Source organism: Streptomyces sp. AA1529, from assembly GCF_000280905.1.
Taxonomy (GTDB): Bacteria; Actinomycetota; Actinomycetes; order Streptomycetales; family Streptomycetaceae; genus Streptomyces.
On the sequence record NZ_ALAP01000066.1, the window covers coordinates 1 to 16,371 of the forward strand.

Sequence of the window (16,371 nt, forward strand, 5' to 3'; positions counted from 1 at the left end):
TCCGGCGACTGCGGGCGGCGCGGGGGGTTCGGCGGCGACGATCCCGGGGTCGGCGGCGGGCTGTCCGCCCGTCCCGTGCTGCGCCCCGGGCTGCCGCGGGTGTTCCGGCGGGGCGGGTGACGCGGCGTCCGGGTCTCCGGGGTGCCGCGGCTCGGCGTCGGGTGCACCGGCGGGTCCGTCCGCGGTGGGGGCGCTGGGGAACCGGTACGCGGGGGCGTCCGGCGCGCCCGGGAAGGGGCGGTCGGCGCCGCCCGGTTCGGGTGCGGGCGGCGGTGCGGGGGGGACGTCCGGGTGCGGCGCGTGCCCGGCGGCGGGCGCCGCGGAGTCCCAGTGGGGGGCCGATGTCGGCGAGGAGGGCGTCCAGGCGGGCGCGGGCGCCTCCGGGGCCGCGGAAGCGGAGGCCGCGGGAACGTGCGGGCCCGGCGCGGGCGCACCGGGATCCGGGTAACCGGGCGCGGCCGGCTCGGGGTTGCCGTCCGGCGCCGCGGCGGGTGCCACACCGGGGCCGAGGGGACGGCGGCCGGTACGGGCCTCGTGCGAGCCGGCGAGCGCCGCTGCAGCGCCCTGGCCGAGCCCGGCCGAGCCGTCGGCCGCGGGCGGGTGCGGCGCCTCCTGCGGGTGGGGGCCGGGCCCGCCGAGTGTGCCGTGGCCGGGTTCGGGTGCCGCGGCGTACTGCGCGGCCCGGGCGTCGGCGCCGGGGTCCTGCGGTCCGGGGCCCGGGGCGCCCGGCTCGCTCCCGGGTGCGAACGGCAGCACCCAGTGCTGCCCGGCGGCCGGATCGGCGCCGGGGTCCGGGGCTGTGCCGTCCGCCGGGTGCTGCGAGGGGTCGATGGGCGGCGGGTGCTGCGAGGGGTCGATGGGCGGCGGGGTGTAGCCGCCCTGCCCGGTGCCGGGCGCGGCCAGCGGTGCGGCTTCGGCGAGCTCGCCGAAGCCGCCGCTGGGCAGCTGCACGAAGGCGGTGGCGTCCGCGTCGTACTCGCCGCCGCCCCAACTCCTGGGCACGTGCTGCCCGTGCTCCGCCTGCGGCGCGTACGGGTCGGGCTCCGGCTGCCGGCCGTACGGGTCGGGTGCGGCGCCCTGCGCGGCCCAGGGATCGCCGCCGTACTGTGCGGCGCCGCCCGCGCCGTTGCCGTACTCGTCCGTGTCCGTGTGCGCGTTCACATGTCCGTGCGGCTCCGCACCCGCGTGCGGTCCCGCGCCCCCGTTCCGGTGTCCGTTCCCGTTGCCCTGTGGTGCCTGTGGTGTGCCGCTCATGCGAGAGCCCTCCCGAGTCCCCGGCGGGCCAGTGTCGCCACGGTACGCCGCAAGTGCAGCGCCGCGGGCGGAAGCTGGGGGGCGGGCCCCGGGTTGTCCTCGGGGCCCGCCGGAAGCGGGTCGGGGATGCAGGCCATCGCGACGTATTCGCCGAAGGCGGTCAGCGCCTCGGGGGCCAGCGAGCGGTCGCCGTCCCAGTCGATGAGGGTGGCGATCCACTGCTCGGCCTCCAGCGGCCGCAGCGGCATCGGTGCGACGGCGCCGACCGCGCACCGCACTCCGCGCCGCATCGGGTCGAGGACGACGGCGACGGAGGCCAGTGCGCGGCTGGGCCCGGTCCGGCTGGTGGCCTTGAGGAAGGTCTGCGGGGCGTGCAGCAGCGGGACCTTCACATAGCCGACGACCTCGCTGGGCCGCAGGATGTCCATTCCGGCGAGCAGATGGCTGACCGGGAGTTCGCGGTGTGCGCCCTCCGGGCCCGCGATGGAGAGGGTGGCCTCCAGCGCGGCCAGCACGGGCAGCGCGTCCCCGGTGGGCGAGGCGCTGACGATGTTGCCGCCGAGCGTCCCCGCGTTCCGGATCTGCGGGGGTCCGGCGGCCCGGGCCGCGGCGGCGAGGGCGGGGATGAGGGCGGCGAAGTCGGGGCGGCCCATGCGTGCGTGGGTGAGTCCGGCGCCGAGCACGGCGTGCCCGTCCTGGTAGGACCAGCCGCGGATCTCGCTGATCCGGCCGAGTCCGACCAGTGCGGCGGGGCGGAGGTGGCCGGAGTTGACGTCGGCCATCAGGTCGGTGCCCCCGGCGACCGGTACGGCGGCGGGTACGGCGGAGAGCGCCGAGACGGCCTCCTCCAGGGTGGCGGGCAGCATGACGGCAGGGGGCACAGCCTGCGCGGCTCGTTCGCCGTCTGGTGCATGCCGTACGTGCGTGCTCACCTTGCTGCCCCTTCCCCGACATACCGGGCTCCCGGCTGCACTGCCGTACGGTACGTGCTCACAGCCCGGACGAGGCAACTCTGGCACATCTCGGCCCGCGCCTGGCACGAGGGCCGGGGATGGGCACTTTCGCACCGTTTGACCCGTGTCGGCCGTGGAATGACGGTGCCGGCGGGGACATCCGGGAAATCGGCGATATCCGGGAATCCGAGGAATCCGGGGAAACCGGCGCATTCGGCGAAACCGGCGAACGGGGAGCCGCGGGCCGCCTGTTCACTCCAGGGGGCGCCCCGGAATCCCGGGCCGCCGCTGCCAGGGCCGGGGCCCGGCGGCGGGACGGTAGTCGACCCCGCAGGCGTCGAGGCGGGCGAGGTGCGCCTCCGCCAGGCGCGCCGCGAAATCGTCCCAGGCGTGGCCCGGTCCGGACCAGGCCAGCTCGGCGACGGCGGCCAGCCGCGGGAACATCTGGTAGTCCAGCCGCTGGACGCTTTCGGCGCACTCGGTCCACATGTTGGCCTGCACCCCCAGCACCCGCTCCGCGTGCCCCTCCCGCTCCAGCTCGGCGGGCACCGGCTGCATCTCGTACACGTCGCGCAGTGTGGACACGTACCCCAGCGGCACGGGCTCGTCCTCGCCCGGCGCCTGCCTCCGGTCGAGGTACAGCTCGTGCTCGGGGCACATCACCACATCGTGGCCGGCGCGCGCCGCGGCGACGCCCCCCTCGTACCCCCGCCAGGAGGAGACGACCGCTCCCGGGGTGAGCCCGTCCCGCAGCGTGCCGCCCTGGAGGATCTCGTCCCAGCCGGTCATCCGGCGACCGCGGGCGGCGAGCCAGCGGTCGAAGTGCCGCACCATCCACGCCTGGAGGGCGTCCTCGTCGCGCAGCCCCTCGCGGGCGATGCGCTCCTGTGCGACGGCCGACTCCCGCCACTGGTCCTTGGGCGTCTCGTCACCGCCGATGTGCACGAACGGGGACGGGAAGACCTCCAGCACCTCCTCCAGCACCTCTTCGTAGAAGCGCAGCACCTCGTCCGTGGGAGCCAGCAGGTGCGGGCTGACGCCCCAGTCGGTCCACACCTGCGCGCCGCCGTCCGCCGAGCCGAGTTCCGGGTACGCCGCGATGGCGGCCTGCGAGTGCCCGGGCAGTTCGATCTCGGGCACGACGGTGATGTGCCGCTCCGCCGCGTACGCGACGATCTCGCGCAGGTCGTCCTGGGTGTAGTGGCCGCCGTGCGGGCGTTCGTCCCACAGCGGCGAGGCGCGGTGGCCGACGCGGGTGCGGGAGCGCCAGCCACCGACCTCGGTCAGCCGCGGGTGGCGGCGGATCTCCATCCGCCACCCCTGGTCGTCGGTCAGATGGAGGTGCAGGACGTTCAGCTTGTGCAGCGCGAGCAGATCGAGAGTGCGCAGTACGCCGTCCTTGGGCACGAAGTGCCGGGCCGTGTCGAGCAGCAGCCCGCGCCAGCCGAACCGCGGGGCGTCCTCGGCGGCGCCGGCCGGCACCTCCCAGGAGCCGGCGGTCGCGGCCCGGCGGAACGCCGCGGGCGGCAGCAGCTGGCGCAGTGTCTGCACCCCGCGGAACACCCCTGCGGCGTCCCCGCCCGCCACGAGCACCCGGTCGGCGGTGACGTGCAGCAGGTAGGACTCGGGGGCGCGTCCGGGATCGATGCGCAACTCGACAGTATTCTCGGGGTGCTCGGGGTGCTCCTGCGTCCCGGGGGCTTCCGGCGTCCCGGCGCCCTCGCACCAGGGCAGCGCGGCGAGGCCGCGCAGCCAGCGGGCGGCGCCACGCGCCCCCGGGCCGGCGACGAGCGCGGTACCGCTCCCCCACACGAAGGGCGGTCCGTCGTCCTGCCGCACCTCGCGCGCACGCGGGACGAGCCCCGCCCAGCCGGTGGCCGACATGTTCGGTCCTCCTTATTTCACGGCCCCGCCGAGCCCGGAGACCAGGCGGCGGTGCACGCAGACGAAAAAGACGAGCACGGGCACGGTCATCACCGTGGAGGCGGCCATCACACCGCCCCAGTCGGGAGTTTCGGTGTCGAAGAAGACGAGCAGCGCCATCGGCAGGGTCGAGTTCTCCGTGGCGCTGATGATGAACGACTTGGCGAACAGGAAGTCGTTCCAGGTGGAGATGAAGGAGAAGACGCTCGTGGCGACCAGTCCGGGCAGGACCAGCGGGAAGAGTATCTGCCACAGAAAGCGCGTCCGGCTGGCTCCGTCGATGAACGCCTGCTCCTCCAGGGCCTCGGGAACGGCCTTCACGAATCCGCGCAGCATCCAGATGGCGAACGGCAGCGAGAAGGCCAGGTGCGGAAGGACCAGGGAGAGGAGGGTGTTGAGTGCCCCGATGTCCCGCATGAGGAAGAACAGCGGAATCGTCAGCGCTTCGACCGGCACCATCTGCGCGGTGAGGATGAGGATGAGCAGCGTGGTGCGCAGCCGGAACCGGAAACGGGCGACGGCGGTGGCGGCGAGGAAGGCGAGCAGGGCCGAGGCGACCACCACCGTGCCCGCCACCAGCAGGCTGTTGAGGAAGTAGCGGCCGAAATCCTCCTGTGCGAAGACGCGGCGGAACGCGTCGAGGGACGGCGAGAGCGTCCAGGGAACGGGCCGGTCGGAGCGGATCTCCCCGGCCGGTTTGAACGCGGAGAGCACCATCCAGTACAGCGGGAATGCGACCGCCGCGGCGATGAGCACGGCGGCGCCGTCGGCCGCGTAACGCCACGGCCGCCGCGCCCGGGCGCGTGCTCCCGGTCTCGTGCTCATATCTCCTCCCCGTTCCTGCGGAGCAACTTCAGATAGACCAGCGTGACCGCGAGCAGAATCAACAGCATGACGACGCCGATTGCCGAGCCGAGGCTGTACTCGGCCGAGGCGAACGCCTTTTGGTAGGCATAGACGTTCAGCACCAGGTTCTGCCCGGCGATACCGCCTCCGTCGGTCATCACATAGATCTGGGTGAAGACCTTGAAGTCCCAGATGACCGACTGGATGGTCACCACAATCAGTACCGGGCGCAGCATCGGCGCCAGCACGCTGCGCCAGGTCCGCCACACCCCGGCACCGTCCAGTGCGGCGGCCTCCAGCACCTCGCCGGGCACGGCCCGGATACCCGCGTACGTCACCACCATCACCAGCGGGAACGAGCACCACACCACCTCCAGGAGGACGAGCGTGAACGCGCTGTACCGCCCGTACGTCCAGGAGTGGTCGCCCAGCCCCAGCAGCCGGTTGACGGGACCGAAGTCGGGGTCGAAGAGGAACACCCACACGGTGGAACCGGTGATCGCGGGGGTGGCCCAGGCACCGAGGGCCGCGAGCATCAGCAGCAGCCGGGGCAGCGCCCGGATCCGGGTGAGCAGCACGGCCAGCCCGCAGCCGACCGCCACGGTGCCCAGCACGCAGCAGCCCGCGAACACCACCGTCGCCAGCAGCACATCCCAGAACTGCGCGTCGCCCAGCAGTTCGGCGTAGTTCGCCAGCCCCTGGAAGCTGGTCGGCTCGCCGCCGCTGACCTGCGCCTGGGTGTACTCCAGTACGGAGATCAACCCGAGCTGGTAGACCGGGTAGACGAGCAGCCCGGCCAGCACCACGAGCGCGGGCGCGAGATAGAGCCAGGGCGTCCAGCCGGCGTGCCGGAGCGGCCGGGCACGGGCGGGCGCGCGGTCCCGGGCGAGGACCCGGGCGGGCCCGCGGTCCCGGACGCTCACCGGTGGAACGCCTCGTCCATCTTCCCGGCCGCGTCGGCGGCGGCTTCGGCCACGTCCTGCTTGCCGCTGACGATCCGCTGGAACATCCCGGGCAGGATCTGCGAGGCGTCGATCCTGCCCCATGCCGGGCTGACCGGCACGAACTCGGTACCGGCCTCCAGGGTCGCCACGAACGGCTCGACGAACGGCTCCCGCGCGGCGGCCTTCTTGCGGATGTCGGCGAAGGTGGGCAGGAAGCCCATGGCGTCGAACAGCCGCTCCTGGGTCCGCTTGCCCGCCAGTTGCTCCATCAGCTCGACGGCCAGGCTGCGGTGCCGGGTGCTCTTGAGGACACCGAGGTTGTTGCCGCCGGCGAAGGCGGGCGCGACGCTGCCCTGCTCGGTGCCGGGCAGCGGCACGACGGCGTACTTGCCGGCGGCCGCGCCGTCCTCCATGGCCTGCCGGTTGAAGTCGCCGCCGATGGCCATGGCGGCCTTGCCGCCCGCGAACGCCTCCACCGTGTCGTTGCCGCCCATGGCGGCGCACTTGGCCGCGGGGCAGTTGCCGTCGCCGAAGAGGGCGGTGTAGGCGGCGATGCCCTTGCGCGCCTCGGGGCTGTCGACGGCGGCCCGGAACTTCCCCTCGCCGTCGTCCTTCGCCAGCGCGCCGCCGTGCGCCCAGATGAAGGGCATGGCGCCGTAGGTGTAGGCGCCGCCCACGGCGATGCCGTACATGTCCTCGCGCTCCGCGTGGATCCTCTTCGCCGTGCGGGTCAGTTCGTCCAGTGTGCGGGGCGGCTTCAGGCCCAGGTCCTCGAAGACGTCGGTGCGGTAGTAGAGGGCGCGCACCCCGACGAAGAGCGGCGCGCCGTACTGCTTGCCCGCCACGGTGACGGACTTCTCGGCGGTCGGGTCGAGATCGTCGGCGGCGTCCCACTTCGCGAACTCGGCGCTGATGTCGGCCAGTCCGCCGTCGGCCACGTATCCGGCGGTGTCGGTGTTGCCGTACTCGATGACGTCCGGCGCCGAGTCGGGGTCGTTGAAGGCGCCTTTGATCTTCTCGGCCCGGCTGTCGACGGGGATGTACTGCACGGCGACCCGCACGCCCTCGTGCTGCTCCTCGAACCGGTCGATGACCTTCCGGACGACCTTCTCCTTGGGCTTGTTGCCGACCTCGCGGAAGAGCCAGACGCGGACCGTGCCGCTCTTCTCGTCGCCGCCGCCCTCGCCGCCGGAGGTGCCGGGTGCGCATCCGGCGAGCGCCGCGGCCGCCAGCCCGAGTGCCATGAATGGGGCGAGCAGGCGTCGCCCGTTCCTGTGCTGTCTGCCCTTGCCGACCGTCATGACGAGACCCCCAAGGATGCGGGTTGCAACATGTGCAACGTGCGTTTCGCTCTGCACAACTGCGCGAGAGGCTACGGGCGGGCATACGCGGGGGGCAATAGGTCCGAACCAGCAAAGGCGGGAATCCCAGGGGGAGGTGGAGGCGGAGTGGCAAGCGGAGAACCGGACACGGGAAGGCGCCCGCGGCCCGAAGGTGACCGGATCGTTCCGCCACCGGCCCCGATCGTGCCTGTCACCGGCGCTCCGCCGCCGACAAGACTGTCGGCATGAACAGAGCGCTGATCGTCATCGACGTCCAGGAGTCCTTCCGGGCCCGCACCGACACCTGGGCCACCCTCGCCGACCAAGGCATCCCCGAACCGGTGAACAGGCTCGTCCGGCTCGCCCGCGCCACCGGGGACCGGGTGATCTGGGTACTGCACACCGAACCCGGCAGCGGCAACGTCTTCGACCCCGAGCAGGGCCAGGTGCGGCTGATGCCCGAACTCGACCAGCCGTCCGCCGACGAACCCGTGCTGCGCAAGACCTCGCACAACGCGTTCACCACCACGCCGCTGCAGCAGTTGCTGACCGGCGCGGGCGTCACCGAGCTCGTCGTCTGCGGCATCCGCACCGAACAGTGCGTGGAGACCACCGCCCGGGTCGCGAGCGACCTCGGCTACCGGGTGTCGTTCCCCGTGGACGCCACCACCACCAACCCCGTCGGCGGACTGAGCGCGGAGGCCGTCGTCGAACGGACGGTCGCAGTACTGCGCGACCGCTTCGCACGGATCACCACCGTCGCCGAACTGGAAGCCGAGCGGGAGGCCGGACTCGCCGCCGGACCGGACGGCGGACCGGACGGCGGACCGGACGGCGCAGCGGCGGCCGGGCCCGCCGAGGGGAAGCCCGCACACCTGGCACCATCGCCCGCGTGACCCGCGTCGTCCTCCTCCTCGCCCCGGGCGTCCATCTGCTCGACCTCGCCGGCCCCGCCCAGGTCTTCAGCACCGCGGCGGGGCTCGGCAGGCCCTACCGGCTCGACTACGTCGGCGAGCGCGAGCTGATCCACAGCGCCCAGGGCCTGCCGCTGGGCGCCGAGACCACGTGGCCCCCGGACCTGGGACGAGACGATCTGCTCGTGGTGCCGGGCTGGCACTCCCCGCGCCGCGGTCCGCACCCCTTCGGCGACGGGACGCTCGCCCGCATCGCCGCGCACCACGCCGGCGGCGGCACAGTGGCCAGCGTCTGCTCGGGGGCACAGGCACTGGGCGAGGCGGGGCTGCTGGACGGCCGGCGCTGCACCACACACCACGAACTCCAGGACGAGCTGGCCCGGCGCTACCCGCGGACCACGGTGGTCCGCGACGTCCTGTTCACCACGGACGACCGGGTCGTCACCTCCGCCGGCATCGCCAGCGGCATCGACCTCTCCCTGCACCTGCTGTCCGTACGGCACGGCCCCGCGCTCGCCGCGCAGGTGGCACGGAGCATGGTCGTCCACACCCGCCGCAACGGCGACGAGCCGCAGGCCGGCGCCGTCCTGCGGTACCGCTCGCACCTCGACGACACCGTGCACCGCGTCCAGGACCTCATCGACACCCGGTTCGCCGAGCCCCTCACCCTGGACCGGCTGGCCGCCGACGCCGGGGTCAGCGCCCGCACCCTGACCCGCCTGTTCACCCGCGCCACCGGCGGCCTGACCCCACTGCGCTACCAGCAGACCCTCCGGCTCGAACGCGCCGAACACCTCCTCGCCCACGGCGCCACCACCGACACCGCCGCGCACGAGGTCGGCTTCACCGACCCGCGGATGCTCCGCCGCCTCCGCGCCCGGAACACCCCGGCCTGACCGTACCGGGAGCCCGGGCGGGCGCCCGGACAGCCGACCGCGACAGCCGTCGGCGACGCGTCCGGGAACGTCCTCGTGACGCGGCGGCCGAAGCACGAACGGCCCGGGCAGACCGCTATCCTGAAGATCCGACCACATGACGGCCTGGTGACCTGGTGACCTGGTGATCAGACCCAGCCGACGCACCCGACGACCCGACGGGTCCGGCGACCGGGGGCACACCCGAGTGCACACCGTCGGTCGGACGAGCGCAGCAGCAAGCGTCCCTCCCGACCCACCAGCCCCGGAGGTCACCGCCCGATGGCCCAGCGGCCCCCGCGACTCCCCACCGCACCGCCCAATCCGTACGGGGCCCACCCCGGGGCCGGTTGGGCACCACCCCGCTCGGCGGGCGCGGGCAGGGGAAGGATCACGCGGGGACGGGTGATCGCGGCAGCGGTGGGAAGCCTGCTGGTCTTCGTCTACGTGGTGGTACCGGCTTTCCGCTTGCTGTTCTGAGCCCCTTCCGGGTTCACCCGCGGCGCATCGACGGGTGCGGAAGACGAAGCCGTCGATCGGGGAAGCAGGAATGGCCGAGCCACTGCCCAGCACTGCACCGTGGCCCCGACCGTACCCGTGCAGGTCCCGACGACTGCCCATTACAGCACGCGTTCGAACTGTCGCTTTCGGATACGGTGTTCTTTCGATCGGAGACAGGTCCGGGGGGACGCTATGGGTGACGACGGCCGGCCGCTGCTGCCCGGCGACAGGCTCAAGGACGAGTTGGCGCACAGGGGCCGGTTGCAGGTCCCGAAGGAGACGGTCGACGGGCTGACCAAAGGCATCAAAGGTGCGCTGGAGGAACTCCGTGAGATCGGCACGGATGTGGATGCGGCGCAAGGCAGTGGTTTCGAGGAGATGTCGCTGACCAAGATGGAGGTCGGTGACGACGCCCTGTGCCAGTCGTTCGAGGGATTCTGCGAGCGGTGGGAGTGGGGGGTGCGAGGCCTGATGGCGGATGCGGACGGCATCGCCGAACGGCTGGGGCTGGCGGCGGGGATGTCCTGGGAGGAGGACCACTACCGGTCCAGGGCCATCAAGGGCGGCGTCAACGCGCTGAATCCGCTGGGTAATCCGTATGCCTCCGAGAAGGGGGTGGACGGGGCCGGGTTCGTGGACATGGCTACCGGCCAGGTCGACGGCAAGCCCGGTCAGGGCGAGGGGCAGCCCGGTCAGGGCGGCGACGGAGACGCCGGCTGATGGGCCTGGGAGATCTCGTCGACAAGGCAACCGACGCTGCCAAGGACGCCTACCACGACTTCACCCCCGACCCCGTCGAGGACAAGATCGAGGGTGCCGTCGAGAAGGGCGGCGAAGTCGTCGGCAGGGGCTCGGACCTGCTCGCCGACAAGCTGGACCAACTGGGCTGGAAGCCCGGAGCCAGGTTCGTCCGCGACGCGGGTGACTTTGTCACCAACAAGACCGGCGGTGATGTCCAGGAACGGGAACTGGGCGAGACGGAGGAGGCGAACAAGCTCGTCCACGGCTCGCCCTCCACGTTGGAGTCCACGGCCGACCACCTGCGGGACTTCCACAAGGCGTTCAACCGGGTGGGCCACGCCCTGCAGGGTCTGGACTCCGAGCATTTGAAGGGAGAGGCGGCCGACGCCTTCCGGCGGACGGTGGACGTTCAGCCGCGCCGGTGGTTCAAGGCTGCCGACGCCTGCGAGAAGGCCAAGGGCGCTTTCAACGACTTCGCCGGCACCGTGCGCTGGGCACAGGGCGAGGCCAAGGATGCCATCAAGCTCTACAACGAGGGCAGGAAGGCCTCTCGGCAGCACACCACGAAGGTCACCTTCTACAACGACGCGGTCGAGGCGTACAACGAGACGCCGGAGGACGACCGCGTGCCCGGCTCGCTCCCCGACAAGCCCCCGGCAAAGGACCCGGGCGAGGCCAAGATGCAGGAGGCCCGCGAGAAGCTGAAGGAGGCCCGCCGCCAGCGGGACGAGGCGGCGCGGGCCGCCAACAAGCTGATGGAGGCGGCTCGGGATGCGGCTCCGGCCAAGCCCTCGTACATGGCGCAGGCGCGCAGCGGAGTCAAGGGCGGTCTGCTGGCGGTGGAGCACCGTATCGGCGGCTTTCTGAACACGGGCTCCGAAGCGCTCAACTTCGCCAAGGGCATGAGCCCGATCAACCCGCACAACATCCTCAACCCCGACGACTACCAGACCAATCTCAACAGCACGATGGCCGGGATGAAGACCCTGGCCACCCACCCGGACGTCGCCCTCAAACAGGCCTACCGGGGCTTCCTCGACGATCCGGAGGCATTCTTCGGCGGTCTGGCCTTCGACGCCCTCACCGGAGGCGGCGGCAAAGCCGCGGGCGCGGCGGCCAAGGGCTCACGTCTGGCACGGAAGGCGGAGCATGCCGCCGAGCGTCCGGGGCGCACGTCCCTGAGGCAGGAGCCGGACAACCACACTCGCCCCGACGGCAGCCGGCCCTGCGGCGAGGACCCGGTCGACTTCGCCACCGGCCGCATGCTGCTGCCGCAGACCGACCTGGCGCTGCCCGGCATCCTGCCCCTCGCCTTCCGCCGCCAGTTCGAGTCCTCCTACCGCGCCGGGCGGTGGTTCGGTCCGGCCTGGTCAAGCACGCTCGACCAGCGGCTGGAAGTCGACGCCGAGGGCATCGTCTTCCACGGGGAGAGCAGCCTGCTGGTCGCCTACCCGCACCCGGAGCCGGGCGGTGAACCGGTCCTTCCCGGCAGAGGCCCGCAGTGGCCCTTGCGGCTGCGCGCTGATGGCGATTACGTCCTGACCGACCCGGAATCGGGCCTGGCGAGGTGTTTCACGCCCCCGGCCGACCTTGCCGACCGCGAAGGCGTGGCCCTGCTCGCCGAGATGTCCGACCGGAACGGAAACCGGCTCACGTTCGAGTACGACGAGGACGGCACTCCGCTCGCGCTCGTACACTCGGGCGGCTACCACGTGCGCGTGGAGAGTGACGCGGAGCTGGGCCGCGTCACAGGGCTCCTCCTGGCCGGTGGAGCACAAGATGGCACCGACCAGCAGATCGTCCGGATCGGCTACGACCGGCACGGCAACCTCACCGAGGTGACCGGCTCCACCGGCCGTCCGATGCGCTTCGGCTACGACGACGCCGGCCGCATCATCTCCTGGACCGACACCAACGACTCGCACTACGAGTACGCCTACGACGAGCACGACCGCTGCGTGTGGCAGTCCGGCACCGAAGGCCACATGCACGCGACCTTCGACTACAGCCCGGCCGATCCGAAGACGGGCCACCGCGTCACCAAAGTCACCACTTCCCTCGGCCAGACCACCTACCACCTGATCAACGCCCGCGACCAGGTCGTCGCCGTCACCGACCCCACGGGAGCCACCAACCGCATCGAGCGCGACACGCGCCACCGTGTGCTCTCCCGCACCGACGCACTGGGGCGCACCACCCGGCTGGAGCGGGACGGCGAGGGCCGCGTCGTGCGGGCAGTGCACCCGGACGGCAGCGCCACAGCAATCTCTTACAACGCTCTCGGGCTGCCCGTCGAAATCACCGAGCCGGACGGCGCGGTGTGGCGGCACGAGTACGACGAACGCGGCAACCGGACGCTCACCATCGACCCCGCAGGAGCGTCGACCGGCTATACGTACGACGGGTCGGGCCGTCTCACCTCCGTGACGGACGCGCTAGGGCAGGTGATGCGGGTGCGCTGCGACGCGGCGGGCCTGCCGACCGAGATCACCGACCCGGCCGGTGCCGTGACGACGTACCGGCGCGACGCGTTCGGCCGCCCCACGGCCGTCATCAACCCACTCGGCGACACCACCCACCTGTCCTGGACGGTCGAAGGCCACCTCGCCCGCCGCACCTCACCCGATGGTGCGACGGAACGCTGGGAGTGGGACGGCGAGGGCAATTGCCTCCGCCACGTGGACACGGCGGGCGGCGAGACGCGCTACGAGTACACCCACTTCGACCTGCTCACCGCCCGCACCGGCCCCGACGGCGTGCGCCACACCTTCACCCACGACACCCGGCTGCGGCTCCGCGAGGTGACCAACCCCCAGGGGCTGACCTGGACCTACGAGTACGACGGAGCCGACCGTCTGATCGCGGAGACCGACTTCGACGAACGTACCCAGCGCTACACACTCGACGCAGCGGGCCGGTTGACCGCGCGCACCACGCCCCTCGGTGACACCATCACCTACGAACGCGACCTGCTCGGCCGGACGACGGCCAAGGACGCGGCGGGATCGGTGACGACATACGTGTACGACCCGGCAGGGCGCCTGGTCGAGGCCCGCAACCCGGACGCGGAGCTGCTGCGCCAGTACGACCGGGCGGGCCGCCTCAAGACCGAGGTCGTGGGCGGCCGTGCGCTCACGTACGCGTACGACGCGCTGGGCCGCCCGGTGCGCCGCACCACCCCCACCGGCTCGGTGACCCGCTACGGGTACGACGCGGCGGGCAACCGCACAACGGTGACGGCCGACGGCCATACTCTGGCGTCCTCCTACGACACGGCGGGCCGCGAGCGGCAACGGGATCTCGGCGAGTCGCTGTCCCTGTCCTGGACCTGGGACCCGGCGAGCCGCCTCACCGGCCAGTCGGTTCACGGCCAGGCCCCCGACGCGAACTGGCACCGCTCCTACACCTACCGCCCGGACGGCCACCTGATCGCGGTGGACGACTCCCGCGAGGGCACCAGCCGCTTCACACTCGACCCGGCGGGACGCGTCACGCAGGTGACCGCACAGGACTGGACGGAGACCTACGCCTACGACGAGGCGGGCAACCAGACAGTCGCCGACTGGCCCGCCGCACACGCGAGCCCGGAAGCTCGCGGCTCCCGCACCTACACCGGCACCCGCATCCACACGGCGGGCCGCCTGCGCTACGAGCACGACGCCGGGGGCCGCGTCGTGTGCCGCCAGAAGAAGAACCTCTCCCGGCGGCCGGACACCTGGCGCTACGAGTGGGACGCGGAGGACCGCCTGACGCGGGTCACCACCCCGGACGGGGCGGTGTGGAACTACACCTACGACCCGTTGGGCCGCCGCACCGCGAAGAGCTCCGACACCGAGCGGGTGGACTTCACCTGGGACGGCCCCACCCTCGTGGAACAGACCACGACGGGCGAGGCACCGCACCCGGTGACCCTCACCTGGAACCACCAGGGCCTCCACCCCATCTCCCAGACGGAACGCATCACCGACGAGACCTCTCAACGGGAAATAGACTCCCGCTTCTTCGCCATCGTCACCGACCTGATCGGCACTCCCACCGCACTCCTCACCGAGTCCGGCATCACGGCCTGGCACACCCGCTCCACCCTCTGGGGCACCACCACCTGGAACACCGACGCCACCACGTACACCCCGCTCCGCTTCCCCGGCCAGTACTTCGACCCGGAATCCGGCCTCCACTACAACTACTTCCGCCACTACGACCCGGAAACCGCCCGCTACCTCTCCCCGGACCCCCTGGGGTTGGCACCGGCACCGAACCCTGTGGCGTATGTGGTCAACCCGCACATCTGGATTGACTACGTTGGGCTGAAGCCCTGCCCGGACAATGTTGTCCTGGGAACCGAGCTGGAAGGGAACTATGTCCGGTGGGCAGAAGAAAGAGGCTACACGCATTTCAGCGGCATGACGATGGATGATGCGCTGGCCATGGTTCGCTACACGGCGAATTGGCAACCCGAGACACGGCTGCACATCCTCATGGACGGATTCCGCGGAAGTAGCGGAAGTCTCGACGCCCCACCTGAGGAACTTTTCAGGGCCGCTTACGAAAGAGGCGGCGGTGAAGACTGGTATACAACAGAGAGAGAAATGCGCTTGATAGGCGAGGCGGTAAGGAGAGAGAACAGAACCTGGGATTCACTCACTTTTTACAAGAACGGCAGCAGGGTATCAATTCCCTTCCCTTCCTTCCTCGGAGGATGACTTTGCGCATCATTGCAGAATGGGACCGAAAATTCGCTATCTGGGCTTACACGGTCAGCCACTCACGGCTACTCCTCCGCAGCGTGATGCTCAGGGATTTCGACACCCGCATCGATATCCACTTCGACAACACGGACTTCATCAGCATGCCGCGATCTTTCGATACCCTCAGAATCACAGAACTTTCTCCCGCGGAAAGCTTGGAGCACACAGGGAAGGAAGCATCCGGGGCCACCAAGGCATTCCTTCTCAATGATGAGGGGGCGTATGTTCTTGCAACTCACTGCAATTGGCATGAAGACAACAAGGACAACCGCGCTCCGTCTCACTTCAGGCGTTTCCCACCGGTCCCTTGAGGACAAGACAGCCCTGGAGGGCGACCGGCTCCACCGACCACTGACCGCTCCTCATGTACGACCACGTCGACTGCACCACCTCTTGGCCAGACAGGAACTACCGCATCACACTCCAGGTAGCCGCACGGCAAGCAGCATGAGGCAACCTGGCCACAGAAGACCACGGGCCCCCTCGCCCCCCTCTCCGCCTACGGCCAGTACTTCTGCCCGGGAACAGCTGGCTCCCCGTCCCCACCGGGTGAGGTTGCCCGAGGATTCCGTCACTCGAGAGCCTCAGGAAAGAGCGGGGCATGCATGATCTGAACAACAGCCATCGCAGTCCGCAACACCACAGGGAAATCCTCCCAGAAACTACCATTTCAGAAATGACTAGACCCAAGGACTGCCAGAGCGGAGAAGGACGGCACGCGCCATGCCGGGAAAACCGGCGCGGAGAATTGTCCCAAATCGCATCGGAACTCATCGCTGCAGATCCCACCGAGGAGGAATAGGATCCTCTCGTCGAGGAACTGCAGTCCAACACTTCGCACCCGCGGGCCGCGGATCTGACCTTCTATCACAATCCGAAGCTGACGACTGAAGAAGTGGTCGACAAAGCTCTGACATATCGACCGATTGGACTCTGCCGAACTCCCACCCAATAGGCGGTGAGGATCCGGGTTCTCGATCATTGAGCACGGGTGATTGGGGGGACGTATCTCGTGCAGCGATCGTCAGCGACCGAAGGTCAAGGGCCCCTGTCGGCCAAGTGCTCACTGAACGTGGCTGCACGATCAGCCGCGGGGAGCTCCAGACACTCGCCAAGGTCGTCGACCATCCCGGCGCCAGCGGAAGAATAAGTTCGGAATCCAGCACCGCGTCGGCCCGCCTGCAATCGATTTCTCACAGCGCTCGATCCGCCTCGATGGGCGGTGGAGAGGACCGCCGTGGTCGACTGCTGTCGGCTCCACCGCCGCACCGAGCGCGTGCCCGAACGCTTCCCGTCCTCCGTCGGTATGAC

At 70.9% G+C, this 16,371-nt stretch carries 9 protein-coding genes and 2 pseudogenes; 5 read left to right on the forward strand and 6 right to left on the reverse strand.

Features of this window, described 5'->3' with window-relative positions; genetic code table 11:
- The 6 genes and pseudogenes from A949_RS0118670 to A949_RS0118695 form a co-directional block, all read right to left on the reverse strand.
- Nucleotides 1-1,254: pseudogene (locus tag A949_RS0118670) on the reverse strand (hypothetical protein); the annotation flags it as partial.
- Nucleotides 1,251-2,120: an FAD binding domain-containing protein gene (locus A949_RS0118675; protein WP_019357547.1), complete on the reverse strand. Its 870-nt coding sequence runs from the start codon at nucleotides 2,118-2,120 to the stop codon at nucleotides 1,251-1,253. The pseudogene A949_RS0118670 and the gene A949_RS0118675, both read right to left, overlap by 4 nt.
- A gap of 339 nt (nucleotides 2,121-2,459) precedes the next feature.
- Nucleotides 2,460-4,091 (reverse strand): beta-N-acetylhexosaminidase, encoded by a 1,632-nt coding sequence (locus tag A949_RS0118680; RefSeq protein ID WP_019357548.1) that lies wholly within the window; start codon nucleotides 4,089-4,091, stop codon nucleotides 2,460-2,462.
- A gap of 12 nt (nucleotides 4,092-4,103) precedes the next feature.
- On the reverse strand, nucleotides 4,104-4,955 hold the full coding sequence (locus A949_RS0118685; protein ID WP_019357549.1) for a carbohydrate ABC transporter permease: 852 nt from the start codon (nucleotides 4,953-4,955) through the stop codon (nucleotides 4,104-4,106).
- Nucleotides 4,952-5,899, reverse strand: a complete 948-nt coding sequence (locus tag A949_RS0118690; RefSeq protein ID WP_019357550.1) for a carbohydrate ABC transporter permease — start codon at nucleotides 5,897-5,899, stop codon at nucleotides 4,952-4,954. Before A949_RS0118690 ends, A949_RS0118685 begins: the two co-directional genes overlap by 4 nt.
- Nucleotides 5,896-7,221, reverse strand: coding sequence for an extracellular solute-binding protein (locus tag A949_RS0118695; RefSeq protein WP_051019550.1), 1,326 nt, complete (start codon nucleotides 7,219-7,221; stop codon nucleotides 5,896-5,898). Before A949_RS0118695 ends, A949_RS0118690 begins: the two co-directional genes overlap by 4 nt.
- Before the next feature lie 266 nt (nucleotides 7,222-7,487).
- Here A949_RS0118695 and A949_RS33840 point away from each other — a divergent pair.
- From A949_RS33840 to A949_RS38155, 5 genes and pseudogenes are all read left to right on the forward strand, one after another.
- Nucleotides 7,488-8,054: pseudogene (locus tag A949_RS33840) on the forward strand (cysteine hydrolase family protein); the annotation flags it as partial.
- Between the two features lie 80 nt (nucleotides 8,055-8,134).
- Nucleotides 8,135-9,052, forward strand: a complete 918-nt coding sequence (locus A949_RS0118705) for a GlxA family transcriptional regulator (RefSeq protein ID WP_019357553.1) — start codon at nucleotides 8,135-8,137, stop codon at nucleotides 9,050-9,052.
- Between the two features lie 711 nt (nucleotides 9,053-9,763).
- Nucleotides 9,764-10,291, forward strand: coding sequence for a hypothetical protein (locus A949_RS33845; RefSeq protein ID WP_019357554.1), 528 nt, complete (start codon nucleotides 9,764-9,766; stop codon nucleotides 10,289-10,291).
- Nucleotides 10,291-15,015, forward strand: a complete 4,725-nt coding sequence (locus A949_RS0118715) for a putative T7SS-secreted protein (protein ID WP_019357555.1) — start codon at nucleotides 10,291-10,293, stop codon at nucleotides 15,013-15,015. The genes A949_RS33845 and A949_RS0118715 overlap by 1 nt, the downstream gene beginning before the upstream one ends.
- Nucleotides 15,012-15,371 carry a hypothetical protein gene (locus tag A949_RS38155; RefSeq protein WP_158687601.1) on the forward strand — a complete coding sequence of 120 codons (360 nt, stop codon included), beginning with the start codon at nucleotides 15,012-15,014 and terminating at the stop codon, nucleotides 15,369-15,371. Before A949_RS0118715 ends, A949_RS38155 begins: the two co-directional genes overlap by 4 nt.
- The last annotated feature ends 1,000 nt before the right edge of the window (nucleotides 15,372-16,371 follow it).

Bases quoted from the DNA above. Each gene is read 5' to 3' on its own strand.
- A949_RS0118695 (WP_051019550.1), bottom strand. From the start codon at position 7,221: ATGACGGTCGGCAAGGGCAGACAGCACAGGAACGGGCGACGCCTGCTC.
- A949_RS38155 (WP_158687601.1), top strand. From the start codon at position 15,012: ATGACTTTGCGCATCATTGCAGAATGGGACCGAAAATTCGCTATCTGG.
- A949_RS0118715 (WP_019357555.1), top strand. From the start codon at position 10,291: ATGGGCCTGGGAGATCTCGTCGACAAGGCAACCGACGCTGCCAAGGAC.
- A949_RS0118680 (WP_019357548.1), bottom strand. From the start codon at position 4,091: ATGTCGGCCACCGGCTGGGCGGGGCTCGTCCCGCGTGCGCGCGAGGTG.
- A949_RS0118685 (WP_019357549.1), bottom strand. From the start codon at position 4,955: ATGAGCACGAGACCGGGAGCACGCGCCCGGGCGCGGCGGCCGTGGCGT.
- A949_RS0118675 (WP_019357547.1), bottom strand. From the start codon at position 2,120: ATGCTGCCCGCCACCCTGGAGGAGGCCGTCTCGGCGCTCTCCGCCGTA.
- A949_RS33845 (WP_019357554.1), top strand. From the start codon at position 9,764: ATGGGTGACGACGGCCGGCCGCTGCTGCCCGGCGACAGGCTCAAGGAC.